The organism is Bradyrhizobium sp. McL0616, assembly GCF_049993385.1.
In the GTDB taxonomy this organism is placed as follows: Bacteria; Pseudomonadota; Alphaproteobacteria; order Rhizobiales; family Xanthobacteraceae; genus Bradyrhizobium.
In genome coordinates this window covers 1,598,919-1,613,777 of record NZ_CP188255.1, presented here as the reverse complement: position 1 = coordinate 1,613,777, position 14,859 = coordinate 1,598,919, and the positions used below count along the sequence as shown (strand labels likewise).

The window sequence follows — 14,859 nt, the reverse complement described above, 5'->3', positions numbered from 1 at the left end:
CGCGGTAACAGCCCGGAACAGGACAACGACCCGATGTCCGTGACCACACTCGCCTCCCCCGCTTTGACGCAGCGGCAGCCGTCCTGGCTGCTACGCCTGTTCGACTACAAGCCGTTCCTGATCGTGATGTGCCTCGCGCCCGCGATCGGACTGCTCGGGGTGTTCCTGACCTATCCGCTCGGCCTCGGCATCTGGCTCGCCTTCACCGACACCACGATCGGGCGGAAGGGCGTCTTCGTCGGCCTTGAGAATTTCCAGTATCTGCTCACCGATCCCTTGTGGTGGGGCGCGGTGTTCTACAGCGTGGTCTACACGGCGATCGCGACATTTGGGAAGTTCGCGCTCGGCTTCTGGCTCGCGCTGCTGCTCAACAATCATTTCCCGTTCAAGAGCCTGCTGCGCGCGATCATCCTTTTGCCCTGGATTGTGCCGACCGTACTGTCGGCACTGGCCTTCTGGTGGATTTTCGATCCGCAATTTTCGATCATCTCCTATCTGCTGGTCGACGTGCTGCATTGGCGCACGACCAACATCGACTTCCTCGGCATGCCCTGGCCGGCGCGCTTCTCGCTGATCGCCGCCAACATCTGGCGCGGCATTCCCTTCGTTGCGATCTCGCTGCTGGCGGGCCTGCAGACCATCTCGCCCTCGCTCTACGAGGCCGCGATGCTCGACGGCGCCAGCGCCTGGCAGCGCTTCCGCTACATCACCTTCCCGATGATGATGCCGATCCTGGCCATCGTCATGACCTTCTCGATCATCTTCACATTCACCGACTTCCAGCTCGTCTACGCCATCACCCGTGGCGGCCCCGGCAACTCGACCCATCTGCTCGCCACGCTGGCCTTCCAGCGCGGCATCGCCGGCGGCGAGCTCGGCGAAGGTGCGGCGATCGCGGTGTCGATGATCCCGTTCCTGGTGTTCGCGACGCTGTTCTCCTATTTCGGCCTGGCGCGCCGCAAATGGCAGCAGGGAGAGAGCAATGACTGACACCGTCGCACAACCCGCCGCCGTCGCCACCGCGCCGCCCGATACCATGGCCTGGGATTCCGGGCTGCGGCGGCTGATGATGATCTATCTGCCGCTCGGCTGCTTCGTGCTGATCCTGCTGTTTCCGTTCTACTGGATGGCCATCACCTCGTTCAAGCCGAACGCGGAGCTGATGAACTTCAAGGATCACAACCCGTTCTGGATCACCTCGCCGACGCTCGTCCACATCAAGCATCTGTTGTTCGAAACCTCCTATCCGCGCTGGCTGTGGACGACGATGCTGGTCGCGATCGGCTCGACCACGCTGTCGCTGTTCGCGAGCACGCTGGCCGCCTACGCCATCGAGCGGCTGCGCTTCCGCGGCAGCCCCTATGTCGGCCTCGGCATCTATATGGCGTATCTGGTGCCGCCGTCGATCCTGTTCATTCCACTCGCTACCGTCGTGGTGCAGTTCGGCCTGTTCGACTCACCGCTAGCGTTGATCCTGGTCTATCCGACCTTCCTGGTGCCGTTCTGCACCTGGCTGCTGATCGGCTATTTCAAGTCGATCCCCTACGAGCTCGAGGAATGCGCGCTGGTCGACGGCGCGACGCGGTTGCAGATCCTGCGGCGGATCACGCTGCCACTCGCCGTGCCGGGCCTGATCTCGGCCGGCATCTTCTCCTTCACGCTATCCTGGAACGAGTTCATCTACGCGCTCGCCTTCATCCAGAGCGGCGCCAACAAGACCGTGCCCGTCGCGATCCTGACCGAGCTCGTCACCGGCGACGTCTACCAATGGGGCGCGCTGATGGCAGGCTCGTTGCTCGGCTCGCTGCCGGTCGCGATCTTCTACTCGCTGTTTGTGGATTACTACGTGTCCTCGCTCACCGGCGCGGTCAAGGAGTAGCAGCGCGATCGCAGCCGATCGTGCAATCCTGATAGACTGCTAACTCCTTTGGTCCCATCTTGCCCGCGCGGCGGGAGGGTCGACCGTTGGCGCCGTCGATTGTCGCCCGAGAAAGCGAGGATTGCATGGGATCGCCAAAACTTAATTCATTGTCCCGCCGCGGCTTTTGCCTGTGTTGCGTCGGCGGCGCAGCGTATGCCGCTAGTGCGGGGTGGCTTAGCCCTCGGCAAGCTTACGCAGAAGCCCGCGGCCTCGTCAGCCTGATCAAGGACAGCGCCGCAACGTCGCCGATCACAACCTACAAGCTGCGCAACAATATCAGCGTCCTGGAAGGGTCCGGCGGCAACATCGCCGTGCTTACGGGGTCAGACGGCAAGCTTCTGGTCGATGCGGGCATCGGCGTCTCGCGCCCTCAGCTCGGCAAGGCGCTGGCCGAGCTCGGCGGCGAGCCGGTCGCGCATCTTATCAACACACACTGGCACTTTGACCATGCCGACGGCAACGAGTGGCTGCACGGGGCAGGTGCCAAAATTATTGCCCACGAAAACACCCGCAAGCATCTCGCCGGTGTCCAGCGGGTCGAAGACTGGGACTACAATTTCCTGCCCCTTTCCGCCGACGCGTTGCCCACGGAAGTGTTCGCCAAGGAGCATCATCTGAAGCTCAACGGCGCATCGATTGCCCTTAAACATTACGGGCCCGCACATACCGACAGCGATATTTCGGTGATGTTCACTGAAGCCAATGTTCTGCATGTCGCAGACACGTTCTGGAACGGCATCTACCCCTTCATCGACTATTCGACCGGCGGCAGCATCGACGGCATGATTGCGGCGTCCGACGCCAATCTCGCCATGGTCAAGGGCGACACCATCATCATTCCCGGTCATGGCAAGCCCGTCAGCAATAAGGCCGAGCTCCAGGAATTCCGCGACATGCTGGTCGCAATCCGGGACAACGTCGGCAATCTCAAGAAGCAGGGCAAGACGCGCGACGAGACGGTTGCGGCCAAGCCGACGGCCGCGTTCGACGCAAAATTCGGCCAGTTCGTCATCGACCCCGGCTTCTTCACCAGGCTGGTCTATGAAGGCGTTTGAATAGCGGACGACTGACCTCCACGAACCCCCGATTTAGAGAGGAGATCGACATGAACACCGTTGCGGTTACGACCCCATCAACCTGCCTCCATCGTCGCCACCTCGTTCTCGGATTGTCCGGAATAGCGGTTGCCGCGGCTTCGCCGCGCGTAATGGCGAAACCGCAACGCGACGACCAAAACTTGAGCAGCGATTATCCAGTCACCTACCATCGAACCAAGTCTGTCGACGGGATCAATATCTTCTATCGCGAAGCGGGACCGAAAGATGCACCGGTGGTGCTGCTGCTGCATGGCTTTCCGACATCCTCGCATATGTTCCGAAACCTGATCCCGGCTCTGGCAGACCGGTACCACGTGATCGCTCCCGACTACCCCGGCTATGGCCAGAGCGACATGCCGGCACGCTCGTCATTCAAGTACACGTTCGACCGCTTCGGTGAACTCGTTGACGGCCTGCTCGACCAGCTCGGCGTCGCCCGCTATGCGATGTATGTCATGGATTACGGCGCTCCCGTGGGCTGGCGGCTGGCGCTGAAGCATCCGGAGCGGATCAGCGGCCTGATCGTGCAGAACGGCAACGCCTATGACGAAGGACTGAAGGAGTTCTGGAATCCGATCAAGCAGTACTGGGCCGACGGGTCGGATGCGAGCCGCCAGGCATTGATGAAACTGGTTACGCCGGAGACAACGAAATTCCAGTACACCGACGGCATGTCGGACGTGAGCCGGATCTCCCCTGACAACTGGGTTCACGACCAGGCGCTGCTCGACCGTCCGGGCAACAATGAGATCCAGATGGACCTGTTTTACGATTACCGGACCAATCTGCCGCTTTATCCGGCGGTGCAGGCCTACTTCCGCAAGCACAAGCCACCGACGCTGATCGTCTGGGGCAAGAACGATTTCATCTTCCCAGCCGACGGCGCCCATCCCTACAAGCGCGACCTGCCGGAGGTGGAATTTCACCTCGTCGATACCGGGCATTTCGCACTCGAGGACAAGTTCGACGAAATGACCCCGCTGATCCGCGATTTCCTCGCTCGCAAGATCGCCTGAAGCACGACGAGATCGGGATGAACCGTCATCGCGTGTTTGGGTGATCAACCGGTGATGATCGTTCCGGAGAAGCGCTCCGCGTCTCTCCGGAACGTGCTGTCAATCGTCCATCCAATCTCTCAAAAGGAAAGAGCATGAACGCCACCCTTGAGTTCATGGCCGTTCTGGGAGCCTCCACGATGTTTGCAGCGGCCGCCATCGCTCAAAGCGCGCGAGACGTGCGCGGGCCCTCCCCGCTGGTTGCTATCGAAAACGAGGCACCCGCTCGGCTGATCGTCGATCCGCCGCTCGCCGAACAATTGGCAAAGGGTCTCGTCTTCATCCAGTACACCACGGAAAATCTGCGTGTCGTGCCCGTGTTCGGCAAGGGCGCGCTCGACGTATCGCCGCGTATCGGCCATCTCCATATCACGGTCGACGACGCGCCGTGGCATTTTGTCGATGCGAGCGGCGAGACCGTGATCGTGGTCGGATTGCCCGCCGGCCCGCACAAGGTGTTGTTCGAGCTCGCTGATCCCACGCACCACGTGATCGACAGCAAGACGATCAGTTTCGAGATCCCCGTCACCTCGCCGACTCCGCCGAGAAAATAGCCGGCCGCTGCGGCGTTTGGCCCGGTTTCACAAAACTGCAACATGCAATCCGCATAAGACGGCCTCCGCTAACAGGAGACGCACATGCGCGCGACTTTTCTTGCCTCTGTCGCAACGATCATTCTCACCGCGAGCACGGCGCTCGCGCAGAGCGAAGGCGAATTCCCCGCCAAGCTCGCCGGCCACGTGGTGATGCCCGCCGCGACCTTCATCGACGCGCCGGCGGATGCGCCCGCCGATCTCAAGACCTCCGGCAAATACACCACTGGCAAGCGCGTCGACGCACTCGGCACCGTGATGGGCAAGTCCTTTGAGCGTTCGACCGGGATCTCGCTTCCGTTCAAGGGCCAGCCGCTGCAGGGCCATTCCGGCATCAAGAAGATGCCCGACGGCACCTTCTGGGTCATCACCGACAACGGCATGGGCGCGCGCGCCAACTCGCCGGACTCGATGCTGTACCTCAACCGCTACAAGATGGACTGGGCCAGCGGCAAGATCGAGCGTCAGGAGACCATCTTCCTGCACGATCCCGACAAGAAGGTGCCCTTCCGCATCGTTCACGAAGACACCCAGAAGCGCTACCTCACCGGTTCCGACTTCGACACCGAAGGTTTCCAGATCATCGGCGACACCTTCTGGATCGGCGACGAGTTCGGCCCCTACATCCTGAAGGCCGACAAGACCGGCAAGATCCTCAGCGTGTTCGAGACCATCGCCGACGGCAAGCCGGTGCGCTCGCCCGACCATTGGGCGGTGGGGACCCCGGGCGCGCCGGGCGCGACCTACACCAATGTCAACCTCCGCCGCTCAAAGGGCTTCGAGGGCTTTGCGTCCTCCAAGGACGGAAAATTTCTTTACGGCCTGCTCGAGGGCCCACTGTGGGATGCCGACAAGAAGGATTGGGAGCGGGTCGACGGCAAGGAAGCCTCCCGCATCCTCGAATTCGACGTCACTGCTGAAAAGTTCACCGGCCGTTACTGGCAATATGTGTTCGAGCAGAACGGCAACGCCATCGGCGACTTCAACATGATCGACCCGAGCGCCGGCCTCGTCATCGAGCGCGACAATGGCGAGGGCACGCCCGACAAGGCCTGCCCGCAAGGCACTCGCGGCGAGAACTGCTTCCCCGACGTCGCCAAGTTCAAGCGCGTCTACAAGATCGAGCTGACGGAGGCCAATGTCGGCAAGCCCGTGCGCAAGATCGGCTATATCGACCTGTTGAAGATCCAGGACCCCGACAAGAAGGCGCGCAAGCCGCTCAATGACGGTGTCTACACTTTCCCGTTCTTCACCATTGAGAACGTCGATCGCGTCGACGAGACCCACATCATCGTCGGCAACGACAATAATCTGCCGTTCTCGTCCAGCCGCGATCCCAACAAGGCCGACGACGACGAGTTCATGCTGCTCGACGTCGCGGATTTTCTGAAGGCGAAGTAAGGCCCGGCTCTCTCCTCTGTTAACCTCTCCCCGCTCTTTGCGGGGAGAGGGTGTGAGAGAGCCCCGTCACCTCACCGTAAACTCCACCGGGATCGAAAAGCTCATCGCGCCGTTCTTGATCTCGTCCGGGATCGGCGGAAACGGCGAGGCCTGACGGACCATCGACATCGCTTGCGCATCGAAGGCCGCAACGCCGGACGAGCCGCCGAGACGGCTGGATGTGACCTGCCCGCTCCGGCTGAGCGTGAAGCTCAACCTGGCGACGCCGCGCTGACCACCGCCGCTGGAAGGATATTGGTGGAAGCGCATCAGATGCGCGCGAACGCGCTGATTGTACGACGCGATCACTGAGGCCACCGCGCCTGCGCTCATGGCCGACGCCATCGGCGCCTCGCGCTCGGCGCGCGACGGCGCGCTGGTGCGCGGCGCGGGTGTTGCTTCCGACGGCTTTTTGGCCTCGCGGCGAACCACCTTCGGCTTCTCCAGCGCCGGCTTTTCAACCGGCACGATCTTCGCCGGCTCGGGCTTGGCCGGCGTCGGCTCCAGTTTATGCTCCGGCGGCGCCACGACCTCCGGCTTCTCCTGCGGCGGCGTCGGTGCGATGGTTTCGTCGACGGCCTGCTGCTGCATCGGCTCCGGCGGCGAGGCGTCGGCCGCCTGCATCACCGGTCCTGGCGCGACATCGTCCTGCGTCGGCCGCGGCGCCGACGTCGCCGGTGCCATATCGACCATGATCGCCGGCAGGCTGACGCCCAGCTCCGGTTGCGACTTGAGCCAGCTCATCGCAACCAGCACGGCGGCAATATGCAGCGCCACAATCACCGCCGCCGATACGCCCCAGCGCGCGCCCTCACGCTCGCCGAGCGGCCCGTGCAGAGCAAAGGCGTTGGCGGCCCCCATCAACTGCGTCCGTCGAGGCCGACCAAAGCGACCTTGAGATAGCCGGCGTTGCGCAAGCTGTTCATCACTTCCATCAGGTCGCCATAGGAAACAGCCTTGTCGGCGCGCAGATAAATGCGCTCGTCCTTGCGGCCCTTGGTGACAGCGTCAAGCGAAGTGCCGAGCGCATCGCGGGCAACGATGTCCTCGCCGACGGCGATCGAGAGATCCGGCTTCACGGTGACGAAGATCGGCTTGTCGGGCCGCGGCGCCGGCTCGGCAGCGGTCGCCGGCAACTCGACGCCAATGTCGACGGTGGCAAGCGGGGCTGCCACCATGAAGATGATCAGCAACACCAGCATCACGTCGATGAACGGCGTGACGTTGATCTCGTGGGTGACCTCGAGATCGCCCGGGTCTCCACGCGACCTGAGCGGCAATCCCAAGCGTCCGCCGAGCTTCGCGGCCATGGCCTACTCCGCCGCCCGCGACAGGCGAAAATCGCGATGGTCTCGCTGGCGGCTGACCAGCAGCATGAGTTGCGCCGACGCGTCGCCAAGCAACGCGCGGTAATTGGTGATGCCGCGGACCAGATGATTGTAGATCACGACCGCCGGAATCGCGGCGACGAGACCGAGCGCTGTAGCGAGCAGCGCCTCGGCAATACCGGGTGCGACCACGGCAAGGCTGGTGGTGTGGCTCTCGGAGATGCCGATGAAGGAATTCATGATGCCCCAGACCGTTCCGAACAGGCCGACGAACGGCGCCGTGGCGCCAATGGTCGCAAGCACGCCGGTGCCGCGCGCGATCTGCCGTGACATTGCGGCCTCGACCCGTTCCAGCCGCAGCGCCACGCGCTCCTGGAGGCCATCGTCAAGGACGCCGCCAGAGAGCTCCGCTTCCTTGGCGCAGGACTGGATGAGCTGGGCCACCGCATCATGGGCATCTCCGGCTCGCTCTGCCGCCTCGGTCAGTTTCAAATTGCCTTCCAGCGCACGCGTGCGCTTGAGAGCGAGAGCGCCCTTGCGGCGCAGGTCGATGGTCTTGGCTAGCCACACCGTCCACGTCACCAACGAGGCGCAGGCGAGCCCGATCATGACTGCCTTCACGACGATGTCGGCGCTCACGAACATGCCCCAAGGTGACAAATTGCGCGGCAACAGCGCATCGTCAATCGCGAAGGCTGGTGCCGGCGCGAGCGCGATTGCTGTGATCGTGTGCCGAAGCCAGAAATTGCCCTGCATCCTGATCTCCCGACAGACAGAGGGACGTTACGCCGCGATCCGGTCCGCAAGCTGCCGGAATCGCGCCAGTTGATCCCCACGCAGCGCCCTGGTCTCGTCGCGTCCGACGAAGACCTTGAACATGATGCCGCCATCGGTATTGACGAAGGCGACAAAGGCCGAATTCTTGCCCATGAAGGGCCGCTCGACGAAAGCCACGGCCGCACAGCGCTCGTGGCGCAGATGGCCGTGCAATCCTTTCGGCTGCATCAGGTTGAAATAGCCGCGGCCGATCTCGCCTGCGGGAATGGTACCCGTGAACTCGAAGATCGCATCGTCGGTGTGGACGATCAGCGTGACCTCGCCCCACGCCGCGATGTCCTGCATGGCAGCGGCGAAATGCTCGCCGCTGCCGATGCGCACCATCGACGACGGTAGCGCCTCGATCACGGCGCGCGGCGAGACCTTGCGCTCACGCGCGACGTCCTCGATCACCGCGCCGGGATTGTCGGCCATATACGCCCTGAGATCGGCGAGATCGGTGCTCAGCATGTCCGGCTCCTTTCGTGCTATGCCGCCTCAGGCGGCCGCGGCCTTGCGCTCGCTCTGGATCACCTCAAAACCCTCGAATTTAGGATGGCCGAGATAGAGGCTCTCGCCGGTCGGATTGTCGGCGCGGGCATGGGCGCGGCGAAACTGGTCCGAGCGCGTCCAGGCCTCGAACGCCGGCTTGTCGATCCAGGTGGTGTGCGACGAATAGAGCGTGTGGTCCTCGGCTTCCGGGCCCTTCAATAGATGAAACTCGACGAAGCCCGGCATGCTGCCGAGATAGGATTCGCGGGTGGCCCAGACGGTTTCGAACGCGGTCTCCGCGCCTTTTTTCACCTGAAACCGGTTCATGGCGATGAACATAAGAGTCTCTCCTTCTCATTGAAACGAATACACGCCGAAGCCGCGCTGAGCATCAGCGCGGCCCGGCGGAGGTTGATGGTGTGCGGCGGCAGCGGCTACGCACCTCCAAAGTGAATCTTCAAACCGGCCTTGTAGACCCGGCCCGGTCCCGGGCTCGACCACAGCACGTCATTCTGCGTGGTGCCGTCCACCGAACTGCCGGGAATGGCGTAAGGTCGGTAGTACTGGTTCAATAGATTATCGATCGAAGCCGAGAACACGATGTCCTTGGTCGCATTGTAGGTCAGGTACAGATTGACCAGCTCGTATCCGGTCGCCGGCAGATAACCGGCGGGCACGTCGTTGTTCGGACCGAACGAGGCCCACTGCGCTGTCAGGATCAGGGTGCGATCGAGCAGGCGGACGCCGCCGGTGGTGACGACCTTGCGCGGAGTGATGGTCGCGAGCCCGATGTTCGTGGCGGCGTTCTTGCCCTGGATGTAGTGACCGGCGACACCGACGAACCAGTCGCCGGCATCGTACATCGTCTCGGCCTCGAAACCCTGGATACGGGCATTGGCGATGTTCTGGTACTGATAAAACTGAGCGAACGAGCCGAAACCCGGGAATGCCACGAACCCAAACGGGACGAGGTCGATATAGTCGCTGACGTCGTTGCGGAACAGGTTGATCTTGCCGCGGAACGAGTCGGACGCGGTGAAGATGTTGTCGTATTTCAGGTTGAAGCCGACTTCCTTGTTCTTGCCAACCTCGGGGCGAAGCTTCGCATTGGGCAGGAAGCAAAACACGCCGGCGGATCCGTCGGGACAGGCAAAGAGGGCCGGTCCGCCACCAGTCGCATGCGCGCCGGAGATCACGGTCTCGGTGATCGAGGGTGCGCGATAGCCTTCGGCATAGCTGACATAGGGCTGGAAGCCTGCAACCGGCGTGACGCCGAGGGTGATCTTCGGCGAGAAGCGGTCGCCACCAGTGTTGGTGCTGCCCGACTGCAGATTATAGCGGTCATAGCGGATCGCGCTCACCGCCTCGAACCAGGTGCCGTAATTCTGCTTGAGCTGGAGGAAGCCGCCCGACACGGTGCGGATGCCGCTCGGCGTCGTGACGTTCGAGTTGCCACGGCTGTCGGTCGTGATCACGTCGTCCTGGAACGCATCGACGCCATAGGTGAACGCGTTGCGCCAGTCGCCGACATTGAAGCGCGTGGTGTTGTTGGCGTCGAAGCCGAAAGTATCCAGCACGTAGGCACGGCTGCTACCGACGCAACCCGAAATGTTGTTTCCGAGACCGCCATTGCAGTAGGCCGTTGGAGCCCCGTAATCATAGATCTTGATCTGGTCGTTTTCGGTGCGGTTGGCGTAGGCCGACATGTGCCAGTCGAACAGATTGTCGCTTGGCAGCGCGTAGTTCCAGGTGACGGTGCCGGTATAGTTCTTGGCATCCGACGCATAGACCGACGAACCTCGGTTCAACGCGATCAACGCCGCGGATGTCGTTGGACCTCGGTTGATCTGGCCGATGTCGTATTGATAGTCTTGGAAGACCGCGCCGAACTTTACCTCGTGGCCGAGGGCTGGGCGCACCGTGACCTTCATCAATCCGGCCTCGACCTGATTGCCGGTGTTGCCGATCTCGGTGCCGTTGCCGTCCTTGTAATTGCCCTGCGTCCGGTAGACCGCGCCGCCGAAAATATCGACGTCGGGCGTCGCGCGCACGCCACCGAACACCGAGCCGAGGCCGCGTGCGTTGTTGGAACCGTAAGAGCCGGAGAGATCGACACCCCAGCGCTCGCCGGGGCGCAGCACGTCGTTGATGTCCTTGGTTCGGAAAGAAACAAGGCCGCCGATCGCGCCGGAGCCATAGATGTTGGCGGTGGGCCCCCGCACCACGTCGACGCCGCCGATCAATTCAGGATCGAGGAAGAAGGAGCCGTTGGCGTTGTGGCCGGTGCGCTGGTAGTTCTGCCGCGCCCCGTCGACGACAACCGCGACGCGGCCGAAATCCTGCAAACCACGGACGTTGATGACGGTCGCAGGATCGTCGCCGCGTTCCTGGAACGACACGCCGGGGACACTGTAGAAGACATCCGACAGCCGGTTCGGCTGGAGCCCCTGGATCTGGTCGAGCGAAATGGAGCTCACGGGCGCGAGCGCGTCGATCGCGCGCTCCTTGGTCTTGGTTGCAGCAACCGTGATGGTGTCGAGCGTCTGCACCGGCGCGGTGCCGCTGGCCTGGGCGCGGGCATTCATCACTTCAGATGCTGCCTGCGCGACCTGCGGCTTGGCCTGCTTGCGCTTGGCCTGTTTCGCTCGTTCCGTTGACGTGTGTTCGGCCTGGGGTTGAACAGTCTGCGCCAGACTGCTCTCCGTCGCCATTGCCGCAATTGAAACCACCGACGCGCCCAAAATGAGGGCGCGCGAATACCTAGCCCCGTCAGCCATATCAGCCCCAGCCTGCACTTCACTTTGTTGGTTGGCTGGCGTGCGTTCGCGGAACACGAACGACTGGCTGGCTGATTTGTCGTGTCGCGGGCAAGTTGCTCCGCGTCATGATTGGTTACGTGGCAACACTCTGACGGTCAATGTCGCGAGGTTGCAGTTTACATCGATTGTAATTTACTGCGGTTGGAATGCGCCTGATGCCGCTTATACAGACAAGCTGCATCTGAAATTTCGAAAGCGCATCACGAGACCCATGTCAGCCGCATCCGGAGACAACATCGGCGACGCCGGAGGGCACGCGGAAAACCCTTCTGCAACAACGAGAACTTTGACCATGCGCGGGAGCAGGATCGACAGCCGCGAGCTGTTCGCCGCCGAGCGCGAGATCATCATCACGCATGGCGAGGAGAGCTATCGCCTTCGCCTGACCTCGCAGCACAAGCTGATCCTGACCAAGTAGCCTGAAATGACATTTTGTCGCACCCTCGCACAGCTCCTGCTCACCGGCACCATCGCGCTCGCCTCCGCCGGCATCACCGTGCATGATGCGCGCAACCGCGATGTCGCCGTCAGCGACATCGCGCGGACGGTCTCGATCGGCGGCGCCATCACCGAGATCCTCTATGCGCTCGGGCTCGAGAGCCGGCTGGTCGGCGTCGACACCACGAGTCTCTACCCGGCGGCGGCGCTGCACGACAAACCCAATGTCGGCTACATGCGCCAGATCTCGGCCGAGGGTGTGCTCGGTCTCAACCCCACGCTGATCCTCGCCATCCAGGGAGCGGGACCGCGCGAGACCATGGACATCCTGGAGACGGCGAAGGTGCCGCTGGTGCTGGTGCCGGAGACTTTCTCCGAGGAAGGTCTGGTCGAGAAGATCCGGCTGGTCGGCCACGCCATGGGCGTCGATGCGCGCGCGGAGTGCCTAAGCACCGCGGTCGGCGCCGACCTTGCACAGCTTCGCGCGTTACGCGCCAAGGTGACGAAGCCGGTGCGGGTGATGTTCGTGATGTCGCTCCAGAACGGGCGTGCGATGGTCGCCGGCCACAAGACCGCCGCCGACGAGATCATCCAGCTTGCGGGTGCTACCAACGCCGTCGACGATTACGACGGCTACAAGATCATCGGCGACGAGGCGATCGTGGCAGCGAAGCCTGAATTCGTGCTCTCGATCGAGCGCGGCAAGGAATCGCTCCAGGCCGACGCGGTCTATGCGCATCCCGGGTTTGCCCTGACCCCGGTCGCGGCCAACAAGAGCTTTGTCACGATGGACGGTCTTTATCTGCTGGGCTTCGGGCCGCGCACCGCGGCGGCAGCGCGGGATCTGTTGGTCAAGCTCTATCCGGCGTTGGCCGACCAGGGCGGCGCATTCACTTCGGCTCTGTCTGCGGCGAATTGCCGGCAATGAGCGTGGCGATCGGGACGGAGGCGCGGGGTCCACGACGAGGCGCGGGACGGCGATCCGCATCGTTGGCGATGTCCGTTTTGCTGGCGGCCCTCGCAGCGATCGCGATCATCGCACTCACTGTCGGCGCGGCCGGCATTCCGCTCGCGCGATTGCCCGCTGCGCTGGGCCTCGCCTCGGACAGCGCCGCGAATGCCATGACGGCGCGCGACCAGCTGGTGCTGTGGTCGATCCGCATTCCCCGGATCGCGGCGACCGCGATGGTCGGCGGCCTGCTCGCCGCGGCCGGCGCGATCATGCAGGGGCTGTTTCGCAACCCCCTCGCCGATCCCGCCCTCGTCGGCGTCTCCAGCGGCGGCGCGCTCGCCGCGGCAAGCGCGATCGTCTTCACCGACTCGCGCTTCGGCGAGGCGTTTCGCTTCCTCCAGACCGAGCTGCTGCCGCTCGCGGCGTTCGCGGGATCGCTGGCCACGACCGCGATCCTCTACGGCATCTCCAGCCGCGCCGGCAAAACCTCGATCGCGATCTTCCTGCTCGCCGGCGTCGCCATCACCGCCATCACCAATGCCGGCATCGGTTTGCTCGTCTTCATTGCCGATGATCGCCAGCTCCGCGACATTACGTTTTGGTTGCTGGGCTCGATGAGCGGCGCGACCTGGACCAAGGCTGCGATACTTGCGACTGTTCTTGCAGCAGGGCTTGCGGCTTGCGCGTTCATCGCGCGCGGCCTCGACCTGCTGGTGCTCGGCGAAGCCGACGCCTTTCACGGCGGCGTCGACGTCGAACGTCTCAAGCGCATCTCGATCGTGATGGTTTCCGCGATGACCGGTGTCGCGGTGTCGATCAGCGGCGTCATCGGCTTCGTCGGCATCGTCGTGCCGCATCTGTTGCGCCTTATCGTCGGACCGGCGCATCGTCTGCTGCTGCCGGCGTCCGTACTGCTCGGCGCGATCCTGATGGTCGGCGCCGACACGCTGGCGCGGACGATCGTGGCCCCGGCAGAGATGCCGATCGGCATTTTAACCGCGGCGGTCGGCGCGCCGGTGTTTCTGGGCATCCTGCTGCGGCAGCGCGGGCTGGCTTCGCTGTGAGCGTGGTGATCGAGGCGCGGACCTTGAGCAAGCGCGCCGGCCGCGCAAAGCTGCTCGACGGCGTTAGCCTGACCGTCACGGCCGGCGAGATGGTCGCCATCATCGGTCCGAACGGCGCCGGCAAGTCGACGCTGCTGCGCCTGCTGTCCGGCGATCTTCGCCCGAGCGAGGGTGAGGTGCGGCTGCAGCAGCGCGACATCCGCAGCTTCACCCCGCGCGAGCTCGCCGCGCGCCGCGCGATGCTGTCCCAGCACATCAACGTCAGCTTCCCCTTCACCGTCGAGGAAATCGTACTGATGGGCGCGGGCGACCGCAGCCCGGGCGATGCGGGACGGCTTGTCGACGCCGCGTTACATGAGGTGGGCCTCGAGCATTTTCGCGAACGGCAATTGCCGACACTGTCAGGCGGCGAGCAACAGCGCACGCATTTCGCCCGCGTGCTGGTGCAGCTTTCCTGCGGCGAGGCCGAGCGCGGACCGGGCCTTTTGCTGCTGGACGAGCCGACATCGAGCCTCGATCTGCGCCACCAGATCGACCTCGTCGAGGCGGCCCGCCGCCGTGCGGTGGGCGGGACGGCGGTAATCGCGATCCTGCATGACCTCAATCTCGCAATCCGCTTCGCCGACCGGCTGATCGTGCTCAACAGCGGCCGGCTCGCCGCCGACGGCCCGCGCACTGAGGTCGTCACGCGCGAAACCATCCGCGACATCTTCGAGATCGACGCCGTCGTGCACCAGGCCGACGACGGCGTGCCTTACGTACTGCCGCAGTCGATGCGCGCCGTTATGCCAACACAGTGAAGGTGCGCTCCCTCCCCCGCTTGCGGGGGAGGGTCGGGGAGAGG

Annotated in this window: 16 protein-coding genes; 10 read left to right on the top strand and 6 right to left on the bottom strand. The window is 63.5% G+C overall.

Annotated features, from left to right (window positions below; all coding sequences use genetic code 11):
* The first annotated feature begins 33 nt into the window (after positions 1-33).
* The 6 genes from ACPPVR_RS07775 (at position 34) to ACPPVR_RS07750 (ending at position 6,067) form a co-directional block, all read left to right on the top strand.
* On the top strand, positions 34-990 hold the full coding sequence (locus ACPPVR_RS07775; RefSeq protein ID WP_426613648.1) for a carbohydrate ABC transporter permease: 957 nt from the start codon (positions 34-36) through the stop codon (positions 988-990).
* Positions 983-1,879 (top strand): carbohydrate ABC transporter permease, encoded by an 897-nt coding sequence (locus ACPPVR_RS07770; protein ID WP_426613647.1) that lies wholly within the window; start codon positions 983-985, stop codon positions 1,877-1,879. Before ACPPVR_RS07775 ends, ACPPVR_RS07770 begins: the two co-directional genes overlap by 8 nt.
* A 125-nt stretch (positions 1,880-2,004) precedes the next feature.
* Positions 2,005-2,976, top strand: a complete 972-nt coding sequence (locus ACPPVR_RS07765) for an MBL fold metallo-hydrolase (protein ID WP_426613646.1) — start codon at positions 2,005-2,007, stop codon at positions 2,974-2,976.
* Between the two features lie 50 nt (positions 2,977-3,026).
* Positions 3,027-4,034, top strand: a complete 1,008-nt coding sequence (locus ACPPVR_RS07760; protein ID WP_426613645.1) for an alpha/beta fold hydrolase — start codon at positions 3,027-3,029, stop codon at positions 4,032-4,034.
* Between the two features lie 134 nt (positions 4,035-4,168).
* Positions 4,169-4,627 (top strand): DUF6130 family protein, encoded by a 459-nt coding sequence (locus tag ACPPVR_RS07755; RefSeq protein ID WP_426613644.1) that lies wholly within the window; start codon positions 4,169-4,171, stop codon positions 4,625-4,627.
* An 84-nt stretch (positions 4,628-4,711) separates the two neighbouring features.
* The gene (locus ACPPVR_RS07750; RefSeq protein WP_426613643.1) at positions 4,712-6,067 is read left to right on the top strand and encodes an esterase-like activity of phytase family protein; all 1,356 of its coding nucleotides are present in this window, start codon (positions 4,712-4,714) and stop codon (positions 6,065-6,067) included.
* 66 nt (positions 6,068-6,133) lie between these two features.
* Here the strand turns inward: ACPPVR_RS07750 and ACPPVR_RS07745 are convergent, their stop codons facing one another.
* From ACPPVR_RS07745 to ACPPVR_RS07720, 6 genes are all read right to left on the bottom strand, one after another.
* A complete protein-coding gene (locus ACPPVR_RS07745; protein WP_426613642.1) occupies positions 6,134-6,967 on the bottom strand; it encodes a TonB family protein in 834 nt (277 codons plus the stop codon).
* Positions 6,967-7,416, bottom strand: coding sequence for a TonB system transport protein ExbD (gene exbD, locus ACPPVR_RS07740; protein ID WP_426613641.1), 450 nt, complete (start codon positions 7,414-7,416; stop codon positions 6,967-6,969). Before exbD ends, ACPPVR_RS07745 begins: the two co-directional genes overlap by 1 nt.
* 3 nt (positions 7,417-7,419) lie before the next feature.
* Positions 7,420-8,190 (bottom strand): tonB-system energizer ExbB, encoded by a 771-nt coding sequence (gene exbB, locus ACPPVR_RS07735; RefSeq protein ID WP_426613640.1) that lies wholly within the window; start codon positions 8,188-8,190, stop codon positions 7,420-7,422.
* A 27-nt stretch (positions 8,191-8,217) separates the two neighbouring features.
* The gene (hutX, locus tag ACPPVR_RS07730; RefSeq protein WP_426613639.1) at positions 8,218-8,721 is read right to left on the bottom strand and encodes a heme utilization cystosolic carrier protein HutX; all 504 of its coding nucleotides are present in this window, start codon (positions 8,719-8,721) and stop codon (positions 8,218-8,220) included.
* Between the two features lie 27 nt (positions 8,722-8,748).
* A complete protein-coding gene (locus ACPPVR_RS07725; protein WP_426613638.1) occupies positions 8,749-9,081 on the bottom strand; it encodes an antibiotic biosynthesis monooxygenase family protein in 333 nt (110 codons plus the stop codon).
* Positions 9,082-9,176: 95 nt separating this feature from the next.
* Positions 9,177-11,519 (bottom strand): TonB-dependent hemoglobin/transferrin/lactoferrin family receptor, encoded by a 2,343-nt coding sequence (locus tag ACPPVR_RS07720; protein ID WP_426613637.1) that lies wholly within the window; start codon positions 11,517-11,519, stop codon positions 9,177-9,179.
* Positions 11,520-11,853: 334 nt separating this feature from the next.
* Here ACPPVR_RS07720 and hemP point away from each other — a divergent pair, with 334 nt between their 5' ends.
* From hemP to ACPPVR_RS07700, 4 genes are read left to right on the top strand one after another with little or no spacing between them, the layout of a single operon-like run.
* Positions 11,854-11,979 carry a hemin uptake protein HemP gene (hemP, locus tag ACPPVR_RS07715; RefSeq protein WP_426613636.1) on the top strand — a complete coding sequence of 42 codons (126 nt, stop codon included), beginning with the start codon at positions 11,854-11,856 and terminating at the stop codon, positions 11,977-11,979.
* A 6-nt stretch (positions 11,980-11,985) separates the two neighbouring features.
* A complete protein-coding gene (locus ACPPVR_RS07710) occupies positions 11,986-12,927 on the top strand; it encodes a heme/hemin ABC transporter substrate-binding protein (protein ID WP_426613635.1) in 942 nt (313 codons plus the stop codon).
* Positions 12,924-14,015 carry a FecCD family ABC transporter permease gene (locus ACPPVR_RS07705; protein WP_426613634.1) on the top strand — a complete coding sequence of 364 codons (1,092 nt, stop codon included), beginning with the start codon at positions 12,924-12,926 and terminating at the stop codon, positions 14,013-14,015. The genes ACPPVR_RS07710 and ACPPVR_RS07705 overlap by 4 nt, the downstream gene beginning before the upstream one ends.
* Positions 14,012-14,815, top strand: a complete 804-nt coding sequence (locus ACPPVR_RS07700) for a heme ABC transporter ATP-binding protein (protein ID WP_426613633.1) — start codon at positions 14,012-14,014, stop codon at positions 14,813-14,815. Before ACPPVR_RS07705 ends, ACPPVR_RS07700 begins: the two co-directional genes overlap by 4 nt.
* The last annotated feature ends 44 nt before the right edge of the window (positions 14,816-14,859 follow it).